The organism is Brenneria tiliae (assembly GCF_023347575.1).
GTDB lineage: Bacteria > Pseudomonadota > Gammaproteobacteria > Enterobacterales > Enterobacteriaceae > Brenneria > Brenneria corticis.
Genome location: NZ_JAKPCB010000102.1, coordinates 407,049 through 425,123, shown reverse-complemented (window position 1 = coordinate 425,123; position 18,075 = coordinate 407,049). Strand labels below are relative to the sequence as shown.

Here is an 18,075-nt window from a genome sequence, read left to right as displayed (position 1 = left end):
AACATATATTCCCAATAAAAACAAGACGCTTTGCACGTTTTGAAGTGATGTACGGAGTTTATGAGCAATGAAGTTACCGATTTATCTGGACTATTCAGCCACCACGCCGGTTGATCCGCGCGTGGCTGAAAAAATGATGCAGTTTTTAACCCTGGACGGTACTTTTGGCAACCCGGCTTCCCGCTCCCACCGTTTTGGCTGGCAGGCGGAGGAAGCCGTCGATATCGCCCGTAATCAAATTGCTGAACTGGTGGGCGCGGACCCGCGAGAGATTGTGTTTACCTCCGGCGCCACGGAAGCGGACAACCTGGCCGTTAAAGGCGCCGCCAACTTCTATCAGAAGAAAGGTAAGCACATTATCACCAGCAAAACGGAACATAAAGCGGTGCTCGACACCTGTCGCCAGCTAGAGCGCGAAGGGTTTGACGTTACCTATCTGGCGCCGCAGAGCAACGGCATTATCGACCTGCAGGAGCTGCAAGCCGCCATGCGTGACGACACCATTCTGGTTTCCATCATGCACGTGAATAACGAGATCGGCGTGGTGCAGGATATTGCCGCCATCGGCGAAATATGCCGCAGCCGCGGCATCCTGTTCCACGTCGACGCCACCCAGAGCGTGGGCAAACTGCCTATCGATCTGGGCCAGTTAAAAGTGGATCTGATGTCTTTCTCCGGCCATAAAATTTATGGACCGAAAGGCATCGGCGCGCTGTACGTGCGCCGTAAACCCCGTATTCGCATCGAGGCGCAGATGCACGGCGGCGGCCATGAACGCGGTATGCGTTCCGGCACCTTGCCCGTTCATCAAATCGTCGGCATGGGCGAAGCCTACCGTATCGCCAGGGAAGAGATGGTCGCCGAGGCGGCGCGCCTGCGCACGCTGCGCGATCGTCTGTGGCACGGTATCAATGATATCGAGGAAGTCTATCTGAATGGCGACATTGAGCATGGCGCGCCGAATATTCTCAACGTCAGCTTCAACTATGTCGAAGGCGAATCGCTGATTATGGCGCTCAAGGATCTGGCCGTTTCGTCCGGCTCCGCCTGTACCTCGGCCAGTCTGGAACCCTCCTACGTATTACGTGCGCTGGGCATGAACGATGAGCTGGCGCACAGTTCGATCCGCTTCTCCCTGGGGCGTTTTACCACGGAAGAGGAGATCGACTACGCCATTGAGCTGGTGCGTAAATCCATCGGCCGCCTGCGCGAACTTTCCCCGCTGTGGGAAATGTACCAGCAGGGCGTGGATATCAGCAGCATCGAATGGGCGCATCATTAATTCGCAGGACGGGAGACGACGACGATGGCATACAGCGAAAAAGTAATTGATCACTACGAAAATCCACGCAATGTAGGATCGTTTGATAACGCCGACCCGAACATCGGCAGCGGGATGGTGGGCGCGCCGGCCTGCGGCGACGTGATGAAGTTGCAGATCAAGGTCAACAATGACGGCATTATCGAAGATGCCCGTTTCAAGACGTATGGCTGCGGTTCCGCCATTGCATCCAGCTCACTGGTAACCGAGTGGGTGAAGGGCAAATCGCTTAACGAAGCGGAAGCGATTAAAAATACCCAGATTGCCGAAGAACTTGAGCTGCCGCCGGTGAAAATTCACTGCTCCATTCTGGCGGAAGACGCCATCAAGGCCGCTATCGCCGACTACAAGAGCAAGCGTGAAGCGAAGTAATTATACCGGCAAGTAAGCACGATGGCGCCAGGGCAGCTTCTCGTATGAAGCGCCGGTCATATGGCGCCGGACTTGACTGAGCGGTATTACTTAAAGATTCCGAGGTGGTTATATGTCGATTTCTCTGAGCGACAGCGCTGCGGCGCGAGTGAACGCCTTTATGGCCAACCGGGGTAAGGGCCTTGGCCTGCGCCTTGGGGTGCGGACATCCGGGTGTTCCGGTATGGCGTATGTGCTGGAATTTGTCGATGACGTAAATGCCGACGATGTGGTTTTCGAGGATAAAGGCGTCAAGGTCATTATCGATGGCAAAAGCCTGGTCTATCTCGACGGCACCGAACTGGATTTCGTCAGGGAAGGGCTGAACGAAGGCTTTAAGTTCAATAACCCTAACGTCACCGGCGAGTGCGGTTGCGGCGAAAGTTTTAACGTCTGACCGCTAGCGGGTTAGCGAGCACTCCCTGTATCTTTCGGCCGCCGGCCGGGAGATACAGCGGCAAGTAACGGCAATGACCCACAACCCTTAGAGCGCGCTATGGATTACTTTACCTTGTTCGGGCTGCCGATTCGCTATGATGTGGATGGCAGCCTGCTTGTTTCCCGTTTTCAGGAACTGCAACGGCAGTTTCACCCCGATCGTTTTGCCGCCGCCCCGGAAAGGGAGCGTATGCTGGCATTGCAGCAGGCGGCAACGATCAATAACGCCTATCAGGCGTTGAAACATCCGCTGAAACGCGCGGAGTATATGCTATCTTTGCACGGTTTCGATTTAAGCAACGAGCAGCATACGCTGCGCGACACCGCTTTTCTGATGGAGCAGCTCGAATTACGCGAAGAGCTGGACGCCATTGCGCGCCGTTCCGATGCCGAAGCGGCGCTGGCTGAGTTTGCCGGGCGCTTGCAGTCGATGCTGGCTGAGCGCAGCGGACAAATGCGCAATCAGCTGGATAGCGAATCCTGGGCTGATGCGGCGGATACCGTGCGTAAGCTGCGTTTTTTCGACAAGCTCCGGCAACAGGTTGAACAACTCGAAGAACAGTTGCTGGATAGATAAGTTTTTAATCCGGCGGGGAACGCACCGTGCATCTATTTTCCCGCCAGCCAATTGATGGAAGCTCAATATGGCCTTATTACAAATCAGTGAGCCCGGTCTCAGCGCGGCGCCGCACCAGCGCCGTCTGGCCGTCGGCATCGATTTAGGCACCACCCATTCCCTGGTCGCCACCGTGCGAAGCGGCGAAGCGCAAACCCTGGCCGACGATAAAGGCCGCGATCTGCTGCCCTCCGTGGTCCACTATCACGCCGCGGGGCATGAGGTGGGCTGGCAAGCCCGTGAAAAGGGGGCTGACGACCCGGCCAATACCGTCGGTTCGATAAAACGGATGATGGGGCGCTCGCTGGCCGACGTGCGGCAGCGCTATCCCCATTTACCCTATCAATACGGCGTCAGCGATAACGGCCTGCCGTTGATCCGGACGCCGACCGGAGAAAAAAATCCGGTTCAGGTGTCGGCGGATATCCTCTCCGCCCTGGCGCAGCGGGCGCAGGAGGCGTTGGGCGGCGAGCCGGATGGCGTGGTGATCACCGTTCCCGCCTATTTTGACGACGCCCAGCGCCAGGGCACCAAAGACGCCGCGCGTTTGGCCGGGCTACACGTGCTGCGTCTGCTCAACGAGCCGACGGCGGCGGCCATCGCCTACGGACTGGACTCCGGTAAAGAAGGGACGATCGCCGTTTACGATCTGGGCGGCGGCACCTTTGATATTTCTATTCTGCGCCTGAGCCGCGGCGTATTCGAAGTGCTGGCCACCGGCGGCGATTCGGCGCTGGGCGGCGATGATTTCGATAATCTGCTGGTGGAGTGGCTGCGCGAGCAGGCCGGCATCACCGCGCGCGACGATCACCATTTGCAGCATGCCCTGAGAGAGGCGGCGATCCGCGCCAAGATCGCATTAAGCTGCGCAGAGTCGACCACGATCGAGGTGGCGGGCTGGCGGGGCGAGATCGCCCGAACCCAATTCAATGCGTTGATTGCCGCGCTGGTCAAACGCACGCTGCTGTCGTGCCGCCGCACCCTGAAAGACGCCGGGATTACGCCGGATGAGGTGCGGGAAGTGGTGATGGTCGGCGGCTCCACCCGCGTGCCGCTGGTGCGCGAACAGGTGGGCGAGTTCTTTGGCCGCACCCCGCTGACCTCCATCGATCCGGATAAAGTGGTGGCGATTGGCGCGGCGATTCAGGCGGATATTCTGGTGGGCAACAAACCGGACAGCGAAATGCTGCTGCTGGACGTTATTCCGCTGTCGCTGGGGCTGGAAACCATGGGCGGGCTGGTGGAGAAAATCATTCCGCGCAACACCACCATCCCGGTCGCCCGGGCGCAGGAGTTCACCACCTTTAAGGACGGCCAGAGCGGGATGATGATCCACGTTTTGCAAGGGGAACGGGAACTGGTGCAGGATTGCCGTTCCCTCGGCCGCTTTACGCTGCGCGGCCTGCCGTCGCTGCCCGCGGGCGGCGCCCATATTCGCGTCACCTTTCAGGTGGATGCCGACGGCTTGTTAAGCGTGACGGCGATGGAGAAATCGACGGGCGTGGAAGCCTCTATTCAGGTCAAACCCTCGTACGGGCTGAACGACACCGAAATCGCCGCCATGATTAAAGACGCCATGCAGAACGCGCAGGACGACGTGGGCGCGCGGATGCTGGCGGAACAGCAGGTCGACGCCGCCCGGGTGCTGGAAAGCCTGCACGGCGCGCTGGCCTCCGACGCCGATTTACTCACCGACGATGAAAAAGCCGCCATCGACGCGGCCGCCGAGCAACTGCGCCAGGCGATGGTGGGCACGGACGCGTCGGCGATCGAAACAGCCATTAAAACAGTAGATCAACAAACCCAGGCGTTCGCCGCCCGGCGGATGGACGCCTCCATTCGTCGTGCGCTGGCGGGCTATTCTGTGGACGAGGTTTAAACATGCCCAAGATTGTTTTTCTGCCGCATCAGGATCTGTGTCCTGAAGGGGCGGTTTTGGAAGCAGAGCGTGGAGAAAGTATTCTGAACGCGGCGCTGCGCAACGGTATCGAAATTGAGCATGCCTGCGAGAAATCCTGCGCCTGCACCACCTGCCACTGTATCGTCCGGGAAGGGTTCGATTCGCTGGCGGAGAGTACGGAAGATGAAGATGACATGCTGGACAAGGCCTGGGGGCTGGAGCCGGAAAGCCGGTTAGGCTGCCAGGCGCGGGTAGCGGATGAGGACCTGGTGGTTGAAATCCCGCGCTACACGATTAATCATGCGCGTGAACATTGACGGGAGTGGCTATGGGATTGAAATGGACGGACAGCCGTGGGATCGGCGAAGCGCTTTACGATCGGTTTCCCGAGCTCGATCCGAAAACCGTGCGCTTTACCGATATGCACCAGTGGATTTGCGAGCTGGAAGAGTTTGACGACGCGCCGGATGCGTCCAGCGAGAAAATTCTGGAAGCGATCCTGCTGGTCTGGTTGGACGAAGCGGAATAGTTGACATCACGGGCTGCCTGTTACGGCGGCCCGCACTGTTTTGTGCGCTGAGGCACAGGCAGTTTACAGAACAATCGGGAGCAGAACTATGACAAGCGAAGCTATGCTGATTTCACTCTCCACCCAACCCGCGGATGCGCGCTGGGGAGAGAAGGCGCTGTTAAGCGCCAACGACCGGGGTTTTACCATCCACCTGAACGGCAAGTCGCCGCTGGCGATTATCCAACGCGCCGCCCGTAAAATCGACGGCCAGGGGATCAGGCACGTCAAGCTGGCCGGTGAAGGCTGGGATCTGGAGAGCAACTGGGCATTCTGGCAGGGATACCGTGGGCCGAAAGGGCAGGGTACGGTGGAGTGGTCGGCGCTTGACGAGGCCGACAAAAAAGAGCTGGACGACCGTCTTAACATCGTTGACTGGGTGCGCGACACCATCAACCTTCCGGCGGAGGATCTGGGGCCTGAACAACTGGCGACCCGGGCGATCGATCTGTTGCACGCCGTCGCCGGCGAGGCCATCAGCTATCGCATTACCAAAGGCGACGATCTGCGCACGCAAAACTATGCGGGTATTCATACCGTCGGCCGCGGATCGACGCGTCCTCCGGTATTGCTGGCGCTGGATTACAACCCCACCGGCAACCCGGACGCTCCGGTGTTCGCCTGTCTGGTCGGCAAAGGCATTACCTTTGACACCGGCGGCTACAGCCTGAAGCCCAGCGGCTTTATGGACTCCATGAAGTCGGATATGGGCGGGGCGGCCACGGTGACGGGCGCCCTGGCGCTGGCCGCCGCCCGCGGGCTGAAACGGCGGGTTAAACTGTATCTGTGCTGCGCGGACAATATGGTCAGCGGCAACGCGTTCAAGCTGGGCGATATTATCCGTTATCGCAACGGCAAGAGCGTCGAGGTGATGAATACCGATGCGGAAGGGCGCCTGGTACTGGCGGATGGCCTGATCGACGCTGCTGAGCAGCATCCTCAGTGGATCATCGATTGCGCCACCCTGACCGGGGCGGCGAAAACGGCGCTTGGGAATGATTATCACGCCCTGTTCAGCTTTGATGATGAACTGGCCGCCGCGTTACAGCACAGCGCCAAACAGGAGGGCGAACCCTTCTGGCGCCTGCCGCTGGAAGAGTTTCACCGCGGCCACCTGCCTTCCAGCTTCGCGGATTTAAACAACATAGCCGGGGCGGCGCACAGCGCGGGCGCCAGCACGGCGGCCGCGTTTCTGTCTCATTTTGTGCAGAACTATCAGAAAGGCTGGCTGCATATCGACTGTTCGGCCACTTATCGCAAAGGGGCGGTAGAGCAGTGGGCGACCGGCGCTACCGGGCTGGGGGTTAGAACATTGGCGAACCTGCTGCTGAGCAAGGCCGGGTAATCGGCGTTGCCGCAAGCCGTTTTAAGCTAAAGGATGCGCCGCCGGGCGCCATGATGAGTTGAGGATAGGTATGGATTTTTCTCCGCAAAACAAACTGGAAGAGGTGTTGATTCTTGCCGCCGGCGAGCCGGCTCACCGGCCGGAGTTTTTCAATGAGCTGATGGAGGCCACGGTGTTTGTGCTGGGCAGCGCCGACGACGGCGACGAGGCGGGGGAGAAGGTTCTGCACGCGGGCAGCAACGTGCAGCTTCAGCATTGGGAAAAGGACGATGGCTCTTCCGCCATTCCCTTTTTCTCTTCGCTGGAGGCGCTACAGCTGGCGGTGACCAAAGAAGAGTCGTTTTTAGCGCTGCCGGCGCGTTCGCTGTTTGAACTGACGCTGGGCGCCACGCTATTTCTCAACCCCAGGCTGCCCTATGGCAAAGAGTTTCTGCCGCAGGAAGTGGAGCATATGCTCTCCGGCGAGGGGCACGGATTCGTGCAGCAGCGAGTGGTGGAGGAAGAGACTGAAGTGCTGCTCAGCCAGCCCGCCGACATGCCGGTGCAGATGATCGATTCCCTGACGCAGCTGTTTCCCAAATACCGGCAGGTTCGCCGGGCGTTTCTGGCCCAGATTCATGAGGCCGGCGCGCAGGAGCCGCATCTGTTAATCGGCCTGGAAGTGGATGTCGATGATGTGGAAGAGGTTATCCGCGCGGCGGGCAGCGTGGCCAGCGACACCTTGCCCGACGAGCGGCCCGTCGATCTGTGCCTGGTGAAAGAGGGCGAGCCGGGCATCAGCCATTATCTGACCAAGCACACCACCCCGTTCTATGAGCGCCGGTGGGGCAGCTTCCTGCGGGATTTTAAAAATAGCGGCAAGGCCTGACCTGACAGCGCGATTGCCATAAATGGCGTGTCCGGTTCGGACGCGCCATCATTGCCGGGCCGTCGGGAACTGGTTGAGAGCGTCATGCTTGAGACCTTTGGCCGGTTCGGCAGTGAGTAAATATTAACAATACAACTAAATAAACTTCACAAAATTGTTTCTTGGCGTTGCAAAAGGATATATCAAAGAAAAGAATAACGAACCCCAACGAATTGAACTATATATGCCGAAATCAACATCTATATCTATATGCAAGAAGTGGTTAACAAAGTTTGTTCCATGCATAAAAATACAAAACTGTATTGCGGAAATAGCAATAACAAATAAAGTATACACGATAAATAAAAGGTAGTTATGCTTTTGATTTACCTTTATTTTAATGTGGTAAAGCAAGATAAATAAAATAATTGAAATAATATAGTACCCGATTATAGGCCACACAGATGGGGAGGAAAAAATAATATCTTGTTCCATTATTATTTTCCTCCGGTAACCCCATACATTGACCAGACAGTATATGCACTGCTTGAAGCATCGCCCTCGGAGATAACGGTGTCGAGGGGACTCCGTAAACGCAGCGGCGGAATTAGCTATCCGCCGTTGTCGCCTGCAACAGCAGCAGGTCGATCAGCATTACCAGGTTTGATTCAAACGAGCCGATCTCGCCCGCCTCCGCCGCATAATGCACCGCGTCGTCATACAGTTGAAAATGCAAATCGGCCAGCGCGCCCAGCGAATTCAGCGATGCGCGGGTAAAGGCGATGACTTTCATGCCGATATTTCCGGCGATACGCGCTTTATCCAGCACCTGCTCCGTTTCGCCGCTGCGCGAGATGGCGATAAATACCCGATATTTCGGCGCGTTGCTCAGAAATATCCCTCTGCTGTCCCCCAGCCCGGAGGAGAAGGCGTCTTTACCGAGAATCTGCAGTTTTTTCGCCAGATATTCGGCGAACAGATGAGAGAACCCGGCGCCGTAGAGAAAAAAATGGCTTTCCTGACGCAGTATCTGGCTGAACGACGCCCTGTCCGCGGGGGTAATATAAGAAAAGGTGCGCTGGTAGTTATCGATAAAATGCTGAAAGGCGGGCGGCAGATGATTATTCGCCGCCGGCGGCGCGGAAACGGGGGGCAAACGCGGACTTTCCGTCAGCAACTGCTTGCAGTGATAGATAAATTCGCTGTAGCCGCTGAACCCTATTTTCTGGCACAGGCGCATGATGGTCGCGGTCGACACATAGGTTTGCTGCGCCAGCTCGCGCACCGTTATTTTACCGATCATGGAGGAGTGCGCGGCAATGAAAGCCAGCACGCGATACTCGGCGCGGGTTAAATCCTGACCGTGCTGCATCAATGACGCCAGCCGATTATCCATGCTTGCGGCTCCTGAATGTTCGCAATAACGCTTCATGACAACCGGAAAGTAAAATCATGCGCACCGTCCGGCTTAATCCAGCGTGATTGGAACATCATCCCGGCCGCCCCAGTCGCTCCACGAGCCGTCATACAGCGCCACTTGCCGCACGTCCAGCAGCGTCAGCGCCAGAACCACCACCGCGGCGGTCACGCCGGAGCCGCAGCTGGCAACGATGGGCCGGCTGAAGTCCACGCCGTGCTTATGCAGGATGGTCGCCAGTTCGGCGTTGGGTTTCAGCGCGCCGTTGGCGACCAGCTCGCTCCAGGGAACGTTAAGGCTGCCCGGAATATGGCCGCGGCGCAGGCCGGGGCGAGGCTCATCCACTTCGCCGTTAAAACGGGCGGCGGGCCGGGCATCGACAATCTGCGCCGAGGCATCATTGATAATCGCCAGCAGGTCGTCGCGCTGGCGAATGGCCGCGGCGTCAATCCGGGCGTTGAAAGTCCGGGCCGCCGGTTCGACGTCTCCCTGTTCCAGCGGCAGACTCTGTTTTTTCCAGCCCGCCAGCCCGCCGCTGAGGATTGAAATCCGCTCCGCCCCGAAGGTACGCAGCATCCACCAGGCGCGGGGGGCGGAGAAGAGATTGCCTTCATCATAGATGACTATATGCTGCCGCTCGTTGACGCCGAGTTTGCCCATCGCGCGGGCAAAGTCATCCTGGTCGGGCATCATATGAGGCAGGTCGGAATGCGGGTCGGACAAGGTTTCAATATCGAAAAACACCGCGCCGGGTAAATGTCCGGCACGGTATTCGGCGTGGATATCGCGGGTGGTTTCGCCCGGCGGCAACATGCGGGCGTCGATAAGGGCGATATCGCTATCGTCGAGATTGCCGGCAAGCCAGGCGGCGGAAACAAACAGTTCGGAAGAAGATGCTGACATAGAACCCCCATTCAGGGACCGACGGATTCAGCCCCGATGCGCAATGATGGATTCATTGTCAGCGATTTTTCCTGTCGCGACAAGTGCGCGCTTACTGCGCGACGCCGTCGCTATATGCTTGTTTTAACTGCGGCCAGTATTCGCGATTCGCCTCGATCATCTCGTCGAGAATGGCTTTGGCGTGTTGCATGGTGGGAACGGTGCGATTAAGGGTGAAAGCCTGCAAGGCTTTCTCGTAATTGCCTTCTATGGTGGCTTCCACCAGCAGCTGTTCCGAAGCCAACTGCTGTTCCAGCAGCGCGCGGTGAAACTGCGGCACGTTGCCCATCCGCACCGGCTCCGGCCCCTGCGCTGTGATATAGGCCGGCACTTCCACCATGGCGTCGTATGGCAGGTTGGCGATGGCGCCCTTGTTTTCCACAATCACCAGATGACGCTGGCGCAGGTCGAAGGCCAGCGAGCAGGCCACGTCGACGATAAAGGCGCCGTGTACCCCAACGTGGAACGCATCGGGCAGAATACCGGTTTCCCGGTAGCTGGCCGCCGCGGCGAACAGCTTTTTCTCGCGTCCGTCCATCACCTCATTGGCGCGGGTATAGTCCGGATCCTGATGTTCCACGATGTGATTGGGCATCAGGTAATACTGCAGGTAAGGGTTGGGCACGAAGTCGGGGAAATGATCCATGATCGGCTTAATGTTGCGCCAGGTTTTCACCCAGGAGGGATCGGAATGCTGCGGATCGGTGTCGGCGGCATCGGCGGTCAGCAGGCCGTAGCGCGCAATGTGCCGGCGCAGTTCGGGCAGGCGATCGACGCCATCGACCAGAATGCGGGTAAACCAGCCGAAATGGTTCAGGCCAAAGTAATCAACCGTAATCTCTTCGCGCCGCACGCCGAGCACGGCGGCGATATTGCGCATCGCCGCCACCGGCATATCGCAGATATTCAGCACCCGCGCCTGCGGGCGCAGACGGCGCACCCCCTCGGCAACGATGGCCGCCGGATTGGAGTAGTTAACGATCCAGGCGTCCTGATGCGCATAACGCTCCACCAGATCGATCAGCTCGACCATCGGCAGTATGGTGCGCAGGCCGTAGGCCAGCCCGCCGGGACCGCAGGTCTCCTGGCCGACCACGCCGTGGCGCAGCGGGATTTTTTCATCCTGCTCGCGCATTTTGTACTGGCCGACGCGCATCTGGGCAAAGACAAAGTGCGCGCCGCTGAAAGCGGTTTGCGCATCCGTGGTGATGGTAAAGGCGATTTCGCTGCTGTGATCGCGGATCACTTTCTCCACCACCGGGGCAATGGTCGCCTGACGCGGGCCGTCAATATCGTACAGGCGAATTTCCGCCAGCGGGAAGTCGGCGAGACGTACCATCAGACTTTTCACGATGCCTGGCGTATAGGTACTGCCGCCGCCGGCAATAGTCAGAATAAACGGGGGTTTTGTCATGGTCGGTCTCCTGTTAAAGCGCGTTTTCAACTGCTTCGCGTATGGTTTTGACGTGCAGTCCGTATACCACCTGCACATTGTTGCCCTGACGGATAATTGCTTTGGCGCCGGTGGTTTTAAGCTGCTGGTCGTCGACGATGGCGGGGTCGATTACCGTAACCCGCAGGCGGGTATAGCAGTTGTCCACCACCTCGATATTGGGTTTGCCGCCGAGCCCGGCGATAATGGTCAGGCCGACGAGGCGGCCGTCGTCTTTGAGCTGCTGCTGCGCCCTGGCCTGATAGTCGGTTTTGGAGTACAGCCGGGTCTCTTCCTCATCGGTTTCACGCCCCGGCGTGGGCATATCGAAATAGAGGATCAGGAAGCGGAAGACAAAGAAGTAAATCACCGACATGGTTAACCCCACGGCGATATACATCGGCCAGTTGGATTTCTCGATGCCCAACGGCAGGTTGTACAGCAGGAAGTCGATCACGCCGTTCGCGCCGATGGCGTGTACCCCCAGCACCGAGAACAGCATCATGCCCAGCCCGGTAAGCACCGCGTGTACCGCAAACAGCAGCGGAGCGACGAAGAGGAAAGAGAACTCCAGCGGTTCGGTCACCCCCAGCAGGAAAGAAGTAAACGCGGCCGGGACCAGAATCGCCTTGGCGGCCAGGCGTTTTTCCGGCTTGGCGGTGACATACATCGCCAGCGCCGCCGCCGTCAGGCCGAACATTTTACTGATGCCGCGCGCATCCCAGGCCACCGTCGGGCTAAGCTGTTTAACGCTTTGGCAGGCCATCTCGGCGAAATAGATGTTGCGCGCGCCCTGATACAGAGTGCCGCACACCTCCGTCGAACCGCCTAGCTCGGTGTAGAGAAACGGGGTATAAACCAGGTGGTGCAGCCCGGTGGGGATCAGAATACGCTCCAGAAAGCCGTAGATGGCGATGCCGAAAGGCCCGGCGCCCTTAATGGCGAACGCCAGATGGCTGATGCCCTGCTGGGCGAAAGGCCAAACGGCGCTCATCGCGAAGCCGAGGGCGATAGCCAGCGGGATAACCAGAATGGCGACGAAACAGTGGCCGGAGTAGATGGCCATCACCCCGTCAAACTGTTTGCCGGAATAACGGTTATACAGATAGCCGGCGAATGCGCCGATCAGGATGCCGGCGAAAACGCCCATCTCCAGCACTTGAACCCCCAGCACCATGCCTTGTCCGGCCGCGCGCATCTCCGCGGCGGGCACCAGTTTTCCCTGTAGCTGCAGCGTAATGTTCATCGCATTGATAAAGATGATAAAGGTCACCAGGCCGATCAGCGCGGCGTAGCCTTTATCGCGCTTTGCCAGCCCGATGGGAATGCCGACGGCGAACACCAGCGCCAGATTGGCCAGGATCGCCACGGCGGATTTGGAAACCAACTGACCGAAATCCTGAATCAGCGGATGGTTGAGCAAGGGGATATAACCGGCCAGATTGCCGTTACCAAATACATTGCCAAAGGCGATAAACAGCCCGACAATCGGTAAAATCAACACTGGCCCATACAGCGATTTGCCGAAATTCTGCAATGCATTGACCGCTCTTTTCATTATCGTCTCTCTTGGTGGTCATTATTGGGTGGGTACAGAGCAAGGCTAGCAGCGAATGAAGATGTTATTCCAGTTATCTTATTGTTTTAAAAACAAATAACGCATAATGTCACAGGTAACCTTCAGAACTGTGATCGCCGATGATTTGTTACCGCCGCGCCGTTCTTGCGGAAGGATTGGGCAATACGGCTGAACGGCCACCGCCGATAAGGTAGGGGAGAAGATAATATTTTTTTAATAAGATGTTACGTCTCTGATAGGCAAGTGGTTCAGGCCACCCTATAATCTGCGCCACTTTACGCATCCTGAACATTTACCCGGTCGGTGTGTGAGGCAGATAATTTTTATCATCCGGATGCTATCTGATAGTCAGTTAATGAGGTCAATATGACGGTAGAACGTACCTTTTCCATCGTAAAACCGAATGCTGTGGCGAAGAATGCCATTGGTGCGATTTATGCGCGTTTTGAAAGCGCGGGTTTCAACATTGTGGCGGCCAAAATGCTGCATCTGACGCGTGAGCAAGCCGAAGGCTTTTATGCCGAACATCAGGGCAAGCCGTTTTTTGACGCACTGGTCTCCTTTATGATCTCCGGGCCGATTATGGTGCAGGTGCTGGAAAGCGAAAATGCCGTGCAGCGCAACCGCGATATCATGGGCGCCACCAACCCGGCGAACGCGCTGGCGGGCACGCTGCGCGCCGACTACGCCGACAGCTTTACCGCCAACGCGGTGCACGGATCGGATTCCCTCGAGTCCGCGCAGCGCGAAATCGCCTATTTTTTCAGCGCCGATGAAATCTGTCCGCGGAATTAATTCCGCGCACCGCTGGCCTGGCGGTACTAAACTTTGTACAATGCTGCGCCCTGAATGAGCCCGCGCTCGTTCGGGGCATTTCTTTAACTATCCTTTTTTCGCGCCATAACGTGTAATAACGAGGCCAAGAGTCCCTATGTCCGAACAAATCGTGTCCGAATTTTCACCGGCGTCCGCCGTAGCGCCCCAATTCGCCAAATCCGCGGCGGAAAAAGTCAATCTGTTGGATCTTAACCGTCAGCAAATGCGCGAGTTTTTCGCCTCATTGGGGGAGAAACCCTTCCGCGCCGATCAGGTAATGAAGTGGATCTACCACTACTGCTGCGACGATTTCGCCCAGATGACCGATATAAACAAAGTCTTTCGCGCCAAATTACAGCAGGTTGCCGAGATCCGCGCCCCGGAAGTGGTGGATGAGCAGCGCTCTTCCGACGGCACCATCAAGTGGGCGATTCTGGTTGGCGACCAGCGTGTGGAAACGGTGTATATCCCGGAAGAGGATCGCGCCACGCTGTGCGTCTCTTCGCAGGTGGGCTGCGCGCTGGAGTGCAAATTCTGCTCAACCGCGCAGCAGGGCTTTAACCGCAATCTGCGCGTTTCCGAAATCATCGGCCAGGTGTGGCGCGCGGCCAAAATCATCGGCGCGTTCAAAGTTACCGGCCAGCGACCGATCACCAACGTGGTGATGATGGGGATGGGCGAACCGCTGCTCAACCTGACCAACGTGGTGCCGGCGATGGAAATCATGCTGGATGATTTCGGTTTCGGCCTGTCGAAACGGCGCGTCACGCTGTCGACCTCCGGCGTGGTGCCGGCGCTGGATAAGCTGGGCGATATGATCGACGTGGCCCTGGCGATTTCCCTGCACGCGCCGAATGATGAAATCCGCAATGAAATCATGCCGCTTAACAAGAAGTACAATATTGAAACCTTCCTGGGCGCGGTGCGGCGCTATCTGGAGAAATCCAACGCCAATCAGGGGCGCGTCACGGTGGAATACGTGATGCTGGACCATATCAATGACGGTACGGAGCATGCGCATCAGCTGGCCGAATGTCTGAAAGATACGCCGTGCAAGATTAACCTGATCCCCTGGAACCCCTTTCCCGGCGCGCCTTACGGCCGCAGTTCGAACAGCCGGGTCGATCGTTTTTCCAAAGTGCTTATGGAATACGGTTTTACCACCATTGTGCGCAAAACCCGCGGCGACGATATTGACGCCGCCTGCGGTCAGCTTGCCGGTGAAGTGGTGGACAGAACCAAACGCACGCTGAAGAAAAAAATGGCGGGTGAACCTATCGCGGTTAAAACGGTCTGATACCTAATCGTCCCGGTTATAAATGAAAGTAGCGCTACATTAGCGCGGTTAATCATGCTATTCCCGGGCGGGAATGGCTGTTACCATGAACGGCGTAAAGTCGCATGGTCGCTGATATGACGGGTCGGGATGCCAACGCAAGGAAGTCAGGAATGACGCAACAGTCAAGGCAGGGAAGTGGTTGGTTGCCGGTGGTCGCGGCGCTTCTGTTGGCCGGATGCGCTTCTCCGCCTAATGAAGGGGCGAATCCGGCGGCGCAAACCCGTTTACAGTTAGGGCTGGAGTATCTGGCCCGCAATGACCTCGACTCGGCCCGGCGGAATCTTGAAAAGGCGTTGCAGGCGGCGCCGCAAGACTACCGCACCCAGTTGGGCATGGCGCTTTATGAACAGCGGATTGGCGCCAATCAGGCCGCTGAACGGCGCTATCAACTGGCACTAAGGCAGGCGCCGGGAAACGGCGGCGTAATGAATAATTACGGTGCGTTTCTGTGTGGTTTAGGGCAGTATGGAGCGGCGCAGCGACAGTTTGACGCGGCCGCGCAACTCCCCGATTACCGTCAGGTTGCCGATGCGTTGGAAAATGCAGGGTATTGCTTTTTCAAAGCCGGGCAGGATGATAATGCGCGTCGCGCATTAAGTCAGGCGCTGAAGCATGATCCCGCGAAGGGCGCTACGCTGTTGGCAGAGACGGATAAACGCTTTTCCGCCGGAAAATACCAGCAGGCTCAATTGCTTCTGGGCGTTTATCAGCATATTCTTCCGGCCAGTGCCGAGAGTTTATGGTTACAGATTCGTTTCGCCGCGCTGGCGAACCGTGATGACGAGCTTGAGCATTACGGCAAATTGCTGGCGCGAAGTTTTCCACAATCTAAACAGTACCAGCAGTTCTTAGCTAATGAATACTGAAGCCACTCAAAATAACACAGAATCCACCATCCCCGGCGAACGTCTGCGCCAGGCGCGCGAGCGTCTGGGAATGACCCAGCAGACCGTCGCCGAACGTTTATGTCTGAAGCTTTCCACCGTGCGTGAGATTGAAGACGGCAATACGCCGACCGATTTGGCGCCGACTTTTTTACGTGGTTATATCCGTTCTTATGCGAAGCTGGTTCACCTGCCTGAGAGTGAACTGTTACCCATGCTGGACAAGCATGTGGCTCCCCGGGCGTCGAATGTGGCCCCCATGCAGAGTTTTTCCTTAGGGAAAAGCCGCAAGAAGCGGGACGGCTGGTTAATGACCTTCACCTGGCTGGTGGTGATAGTCGTCCTGGGGCTGACCGGCGCATGGTGGTGGCAGAATCATCAGGCGCAGCAGCAGGAAATCAACTCCATGGTCGGCCACGCCAGTTCGCTACAGGCGCAAAGTGAAGGTCAATCGGTGCCGCTGATGGATAATGGCGATAATACCGAGCCGCAGGATGCGACGGCTTTCGATGCCGCGCCCTCCAGCCCGGTGGATGTGCCGGTGAATAGCGCCGGCTCGGCCCCGCAACAGGCCGAATCCGCACCTTCTTCCGCCGCCCAGACGGCGACGCCGCCGGAACCCGCCTCCGCGGAACGGCAGCCGCAGGCGGAGGATAATGCGTTACTGAGCCAGAGCGCGATGGCGCCGGCTACCGGCCCCGTTTCCGCCGGCACGACCCCGTCCGCCGACGCGGGGCAGGCGCTGGCGATGAGTTTCACCGCTGATTGCTGGTTAGAGGTGACGGACGCCAGCGGCAAAAAACTGTTCAGCGGGATGCAGCGCAACGGCGGTTCCCTGAACCTGAGCGGCCAGCCTCCCTATAGTCTGAAAATCGGCGCGCCCGCGGCGGTACAGATTCAGTTTCAAGGTAAACCGGTCGATTTAAGCCGGTATGTGAGAAGCAATCAGGTTGCACGTCTGACGCTGGCGGCGGAATAACGCAATTTGTCTTGGTGATGCTGCAATTTTGGAGAAGAAGTAATGCATAACGCTGCACCCATAACCCGTCGGAAATCAAAGCGGATTTACGTCGGTAAGGTGCCTGTTGGGGATGGAGCGCCGATCGCGGTGCAGTCCATGACCAACACCCGAACCACAGATGTTGAAGCGACGGTCAATCAAATCAAATCACTGGAACGCGTCGGCGTCGATATTGTGCGCGTATCCGTTCCCACCATGGATGCGGCGGAAGCGTTCAAACTTATCAAACAGCAGGTTAACGTTCCCCTGGTCGCCGATATCCATTTTGACTATCGCATTGCGTTAAAGGTGGCGGAGTATGGCGTCGATTGCCTGCGCATCAACCCCGGCAACATTGGCAACGAAGCGCGTATCCGCTCGGTGGTGGACTGCGCGCGCGATTACAATATACCGATCCGCATCGGCGTCAACGGCGGGTCGCTGGAAAAGGATTTGCAGGAAAAGTATGGCGAACCCACGCCGGAAGCCCTGCTGGAATCCGCCATGCGCCACGTCGATATCCTCGATCGTCTCAATTTCGATCGGTTTAAAGTCAGTGTGAAAGCCTCCGATGTTTTTCTGGCCGTACAGTCTTACCGGCTGCTGGCCGCCCGTATCGATCAGCCGCTGCATCTGGGGATCACCGAAGCCGGCGGCGCGCGCAGCGGAGCGGTTAAATCGGCCATCGGCCTCGGCCTGCTGCTATCCGAAGGGATTGGCGATACCCTGCGTATTTCGCTGGCGGCCGATCCGGTGGAAGAGGTCAAAGTCGGCTTCGATATTCTGAAGTCGCTGCGTATCCGTTCCCGCGGCATCAACTTTATCGCCTGTCCCACCTGTTCACGGCAGGAGTTCGACGTTATCGGTACGGTGAACGCGCTGGAACAGCGGCTGGAAGATATCATCACGCCAATGGACGTATCCATTATCGGCTGCGTGGTCAACGGACCGGGCGAGGCGTTGGTTTCCACCATCGGCGTAACGGGCGGCCACAATAAGAGCGGCTTTTATGAAGACGGCGTGCGGCAGCGGGAGCGTTTCGATAATGAGCAGATGATCGACCAGCTTGAAGCCAAAATCCGCGCCAAAGCCTCGATGATGGATGAAAGCCGGCGCATCACGGTAAATCTGGTGGATAAATAATCCGTGTCGGCGCAGCCCTGGGCTGTTATCCGCACAAATACTATTCCTGAACCCGATGGGGAGACCGGTGCATTGAA

18 protein-coding genes are annotated in these 18,075 nt (G+C 57.6%); 14 read left to right on the top strand and 4 right to left on the bottom strand.

Annotated elements, in window-relative coordinates; genetic code table 11:
• The first annotated feature begins 67 nt into the window (after positions 1–67).
• From MFP24_RS20645 to sseB, 9 genes are all read left to right on the top strand, one after another.
• Positions 68–1,282 (top strand): IscS subfamily cysteine desulfurase, encoded by a 1,215-nt coding sequence (locus tag MFP24_RS20645; RefSeq protein WP_249232142.1) that lies wholly within the window; start codon positions 68–70, stop codon positions 1,280–1,282.
• 24 nt (positions 1,283–1,306) lie between these two features.
• Positions 1,307–1,693: a Fe-S cluster assembly scaffold IscU gene (iscU, locus tag MFP24_RS20640; protein ID WP_249232141.1), complete on the top strand. Its 387-nt coding sequence runs from the start codon at positions 1,307–1,309 to the stop codon at positions 1,691–1,693.
• Between the two features lie 112 nt (positions 1,694–1,805).
• Positions 1,806–2,129 (top strand): iron-sulfur cluster assembly protein IscA, encoded by a 324-nt coding sequence (iscA, locus tag MFP24_RS20635; RefSeq protein ID WP_136164860.1) that lies wholly within the window; start codon positions 1,806–1,808, stop codon positions 2,127–2,129.
• Positions 2,130–2,228: 99 nt separating this feature from the next.
• Positions 2,229–2,747, top strand: coding sequence for a co-chaperone HscB (hscB, locus tag MFP24_RS20630; RefSeq protein ID WP_249232140.1), 519 nt, complete (start codon positions 2,229–2,231; stop codon positions 2,745–2,747).
• Positions 2,748–2,814: 67 nt separating this feature from the next.
• Entirely contained in the window at positions 2,815–4,665 is a 1,851-nt protein-coding gene (hscA, locus tag MFP24_RS20625) for a Fe-S protein assembly chaperone HscA (RefSeq protein WP_249232139.1), read from the top strand.
• Positions 4,666–4,667: 2 nt separating this feature from the next.
• A complete protein-coding gene (fdx, locus tag MFP24_RS20620) occupies positions 4,668–5,003 on the top strand; it encodes an ISC system 2Fe-2S type ferredoxin (protein WP_249232138.1) in 336 nt (111 codons plus the stop codon).
• A gap of 11 nt (positions 5,004–5,014) precedes the next feature.
• Positions 5,015–5,215, top strand: a complete 201-nt coding sequence (gene iscX, locus MFP24_RS20615) for a Fe-S cluster assembly protein IscX (RefSeq protein WP_249232137.1) — start codon at positions 5,015–5,017, stop codon at positions 5,213–5,215.
• Positions 5,216–5,303: 88 nt separating this feature from the next.
• Positions 5,304–6,599, top strand: coding sequence for an aminopeptidase PepB (gene pepB / locus MFP24_RS20610; protein WP_249232136.1), 1,296 nt, complete (start codon positions 5,304–5,306; stop codon positions 6,597–6,599).
• Between the two features lie 70 nt (positions 6,600–6,669).
• Positions 6,670–7,467 carry an enhanced serine sensitivity protein SseB gene (sseB, locus tag MFP24_RS20605; protein WP_249232135.1) on the top strand — a complete coding sequence of 266 codons (798 nt, stop codon included), beginning with the start codon at positions 6,670–6,672 and terminating at the stop codon, positions 7,465–7,467.
• Positions 7,468–8,053: 586 nt separating this feature from the next.
• Here the strand turns inward: sseB and MFP24_RS20600 are convergent.
• The 4 genes from MFP24_RS20600 to MFP24_RS20585 form a co-directional block, all read right to left on the bottom strand.
• A complete protein-coding gene (locus MFP24_RS20600) occupies positions 8,054–8,842 on the bottom strand; it encodes a MurR/RpiR family transcriptional regulator (protein WP_249232134.1) in 789 nt (262 codons plus the stop codon).
• Positions 8,843–8,914: 72 nt separating this feature from the next.
• A complete protein-coding gene (gene sseA, locus MFP24_RS20595) occupies positions 8,915–9,766 on the bottom strand; it encodes a 3-mercaptopyruvate sulfurtransferase (RefSeq protein WP_249232133.1) in 852 nt (283 codons plus the stop codon).
• Positions 9,767–9,857: 91 nt separating this feature from the next.
• The gene (locus MFP24_RS20590) at positions 9,858–11,219 is read right to left on the bottom strand and encodes a 6-phospho-alpha-glucosidase (RefSeq protein WP_249232132.1); all 1,362 of its coding nucleotides are present in this window, start codon (positions 11,217–11,219) and stop codon (positions 9,858–9,860) included.
• Positions 11,220–11,232: 13 nt separating this feature from the next.
• Complete coding sequence (locus MFP24_RS20585) at positions 11,233–12,795, bottom strand: PTS transporter subunit EIIC (RefSeq protein ID WP_249232131.1); 1,563 nt, start codon at positions 12,793–12,795, stop codon at positions 11,233–11,235.
• A 387-nt stretch (positions 12,796–13,182) separates the two neighbouring features.
• Between MFP24_RS20585 and ndk the strand changes: the two genes are divergently transcribed.
• The 5 genes from ndk to ispG all read left to right on the top strand — a co-directional run bounded on the left by ndk (position 13,183) and on the right by ispG (position 17,998).
• Positions 13,183–13,611: a nucleoside-diphosphate kinase gene (ndk, locus tag MFP24_RS20580; RefSeq protein ID WP_249232130.1), complete on the top strand. Its 429-nt coding sequence runs from the start codon at positions 13,183–13,185 to the stop codon at positions 13,609–13,611.
• Between the two features lie 136 nt (positions 13,612–13,747).
• Positions 13,748–14,929, top strand: a complete 1,182-nt coding sequence (gene rlmN / locus MFP24_RS20575) for a dual-specificity RNA methyltransferase RlmN (protein ID WP_249232129.1) — start codon at positions 13,748–13,750, stop codon at positions 14,927–14,929.
• A 152-nt stretch (positions 14,930–15,081) separates the two neighbouring features.
• Positions 15,082–15,837 (top strand): type IV pilus biogenesis/stability protein PilW, encoded by a 756-nt coding sequence (gene pilW / locus MFP24_RS20570; protein WP_249232128.1) that lies wholly within the window; start codon positions 15,082–15,084, stop codon positions 15,835–15,837.
• Complete coding sequence (rodZ, locus tag MFP24_RS20565; RefSeq protein ID WP_249232127.1) at positions 15,827–16,834, top strand: cytoskeleton protein RodZ; 1,008 nt, start codon at positions 15,827–15,829, stop codon at positions 16,832–16,834. Before pilW ends, rodZ begins: the two co-directional genes overlap by 11 nt.
• A 42-nt stretch (positions 16,835–16,876) precedes the next feature.
• On the top strand, positions 16,877–17,998 hold the full coding sequence (gene ispG / locus MFP24_RS20560) for a flavodoxin-dependent (E)-4-hydroxy-3-methylbut-2-enyl-diphosphate synthase (RefSeq protein ID WP_249232126.1): 1,122 nt from the start codon (positions 16,877–16,879) through the stop codon (positions 17,996–17,998).
• The last annotated feature ends 77 nt before the right edge of the window (positions 17,999–18,075 follow it).

Coding starts and splice junctions, on each gene's coding strand:
- MFP24_RS20645 (WP_249232142.1), top strand. CDS start 68: ATGAAGTTACCGATTTATCTGGACTATTCAGCCACCACGCCGGTTGAT.
- hscA (WP_249232139.1), top strand. CDS start 2,815: ATGGCCTTATTACAAATCAGTGAGCCCGGTCTCAGCGCGGCGCCGCAC.
- ndk (WP_249232130.1), top strand. CDS start 13,183: ATGACGGTAGAACGTACCTTTTCCATCGTAAAACCGAATGCTGTGGCG.
- MFP24_RS20590 (WP_249232132.1), bottom strand. CDS start 11,219: ATGACAAAACCCCCGTTTATTCTGACTATTGCCGGCGGCGGCAGTACC.
- iscX (WP_249232137.1), top strand. CDS start 5,015: ATGGGATTGAAATGGACGGACAGCCGTGGGATCGGCGAAGCGCTTTAC.
- hscB (WP_249232140.1), top strand. CDS start 2,229: ATGGATTACTTTACCTTGTTCGGGCTGCCGATTCGCTATGATGTGGAT.
- pepB (WP_249232136.1), top strand. CDS start 5,304: ATGACAAGCGAAGCTATGCTGATTTCACTCTCCACCCAACCCGCGGAT.
- MFP24_RS20585 (WP_249232131.1), bottom strand. CDS start 12,795: ATGAAAAGAGCGGTCAATGCATTGCAGAATTTCGGCAAATCGCTGTAT.
- fdx (WP_249232138.1), top strand. CDS start 4,668: ATGCCCAAGATTGTTTTTCTGCCGCATCAGGATCTGTGTCCTGAAGGG.
- rodZ (WP_249232127.1), top strand. CDS start 15,827: ATGAATACTGAAGCCACTCAAAATAACACAGAATCCACCATCCCCGGC.
- sseA (WP_249232133.1), bottom strand. CDS start 9,766: ATGTCAGCATCTTCTTCCGAACTGTTTGTTTCCGCCGCCTGGCTTGCC.
- MFP24_RS20600 (WP_249232134.1), bottom strand. CDS start 8,842: ATGGATAATCGGCTGGCGTCATTGATGCAGCACGGTCAGGATTTAACC.
- ispG (WP_249232126.1), top strand. CDS start 16,877: ATGCATAACGCTGCACCCATAACCCGTCGGAAATCAAAGCGGATTTAC.
- rlmN (WP_249232129.1), top strand. CDS start 13,748: ATGTCCGAACAAATCGTGTCCGAATTTTCACCGGCGTCCGCCGTAGCG.
- iscU (WP_249232141.1), top strand. CDS start 1,307: ATGGCATACAGCGAAAAAGTAATTGATCACTACGAAAATCCACGCAAT.
- iscA (WP_136164860.1), top strand. CDS start 1,806: ATGTCGATTTCTCTGAGCGACAGCGCTGCGGCGCGAGTGAACGCCTTT.
- sseB (WP_249232135.1), top strand. CDS start 6,670: ATGGATTTTTCTCCGCAAAACAAACTGGAAGAGGTGTTGATTCTTGCC.
- pilW (WP_249232128.1), top strand. CDS start 15,082: ATGACGCAACAGTCAAGGCAGGGAAGTGGTTGGTTGCCGGTGGTCGCG.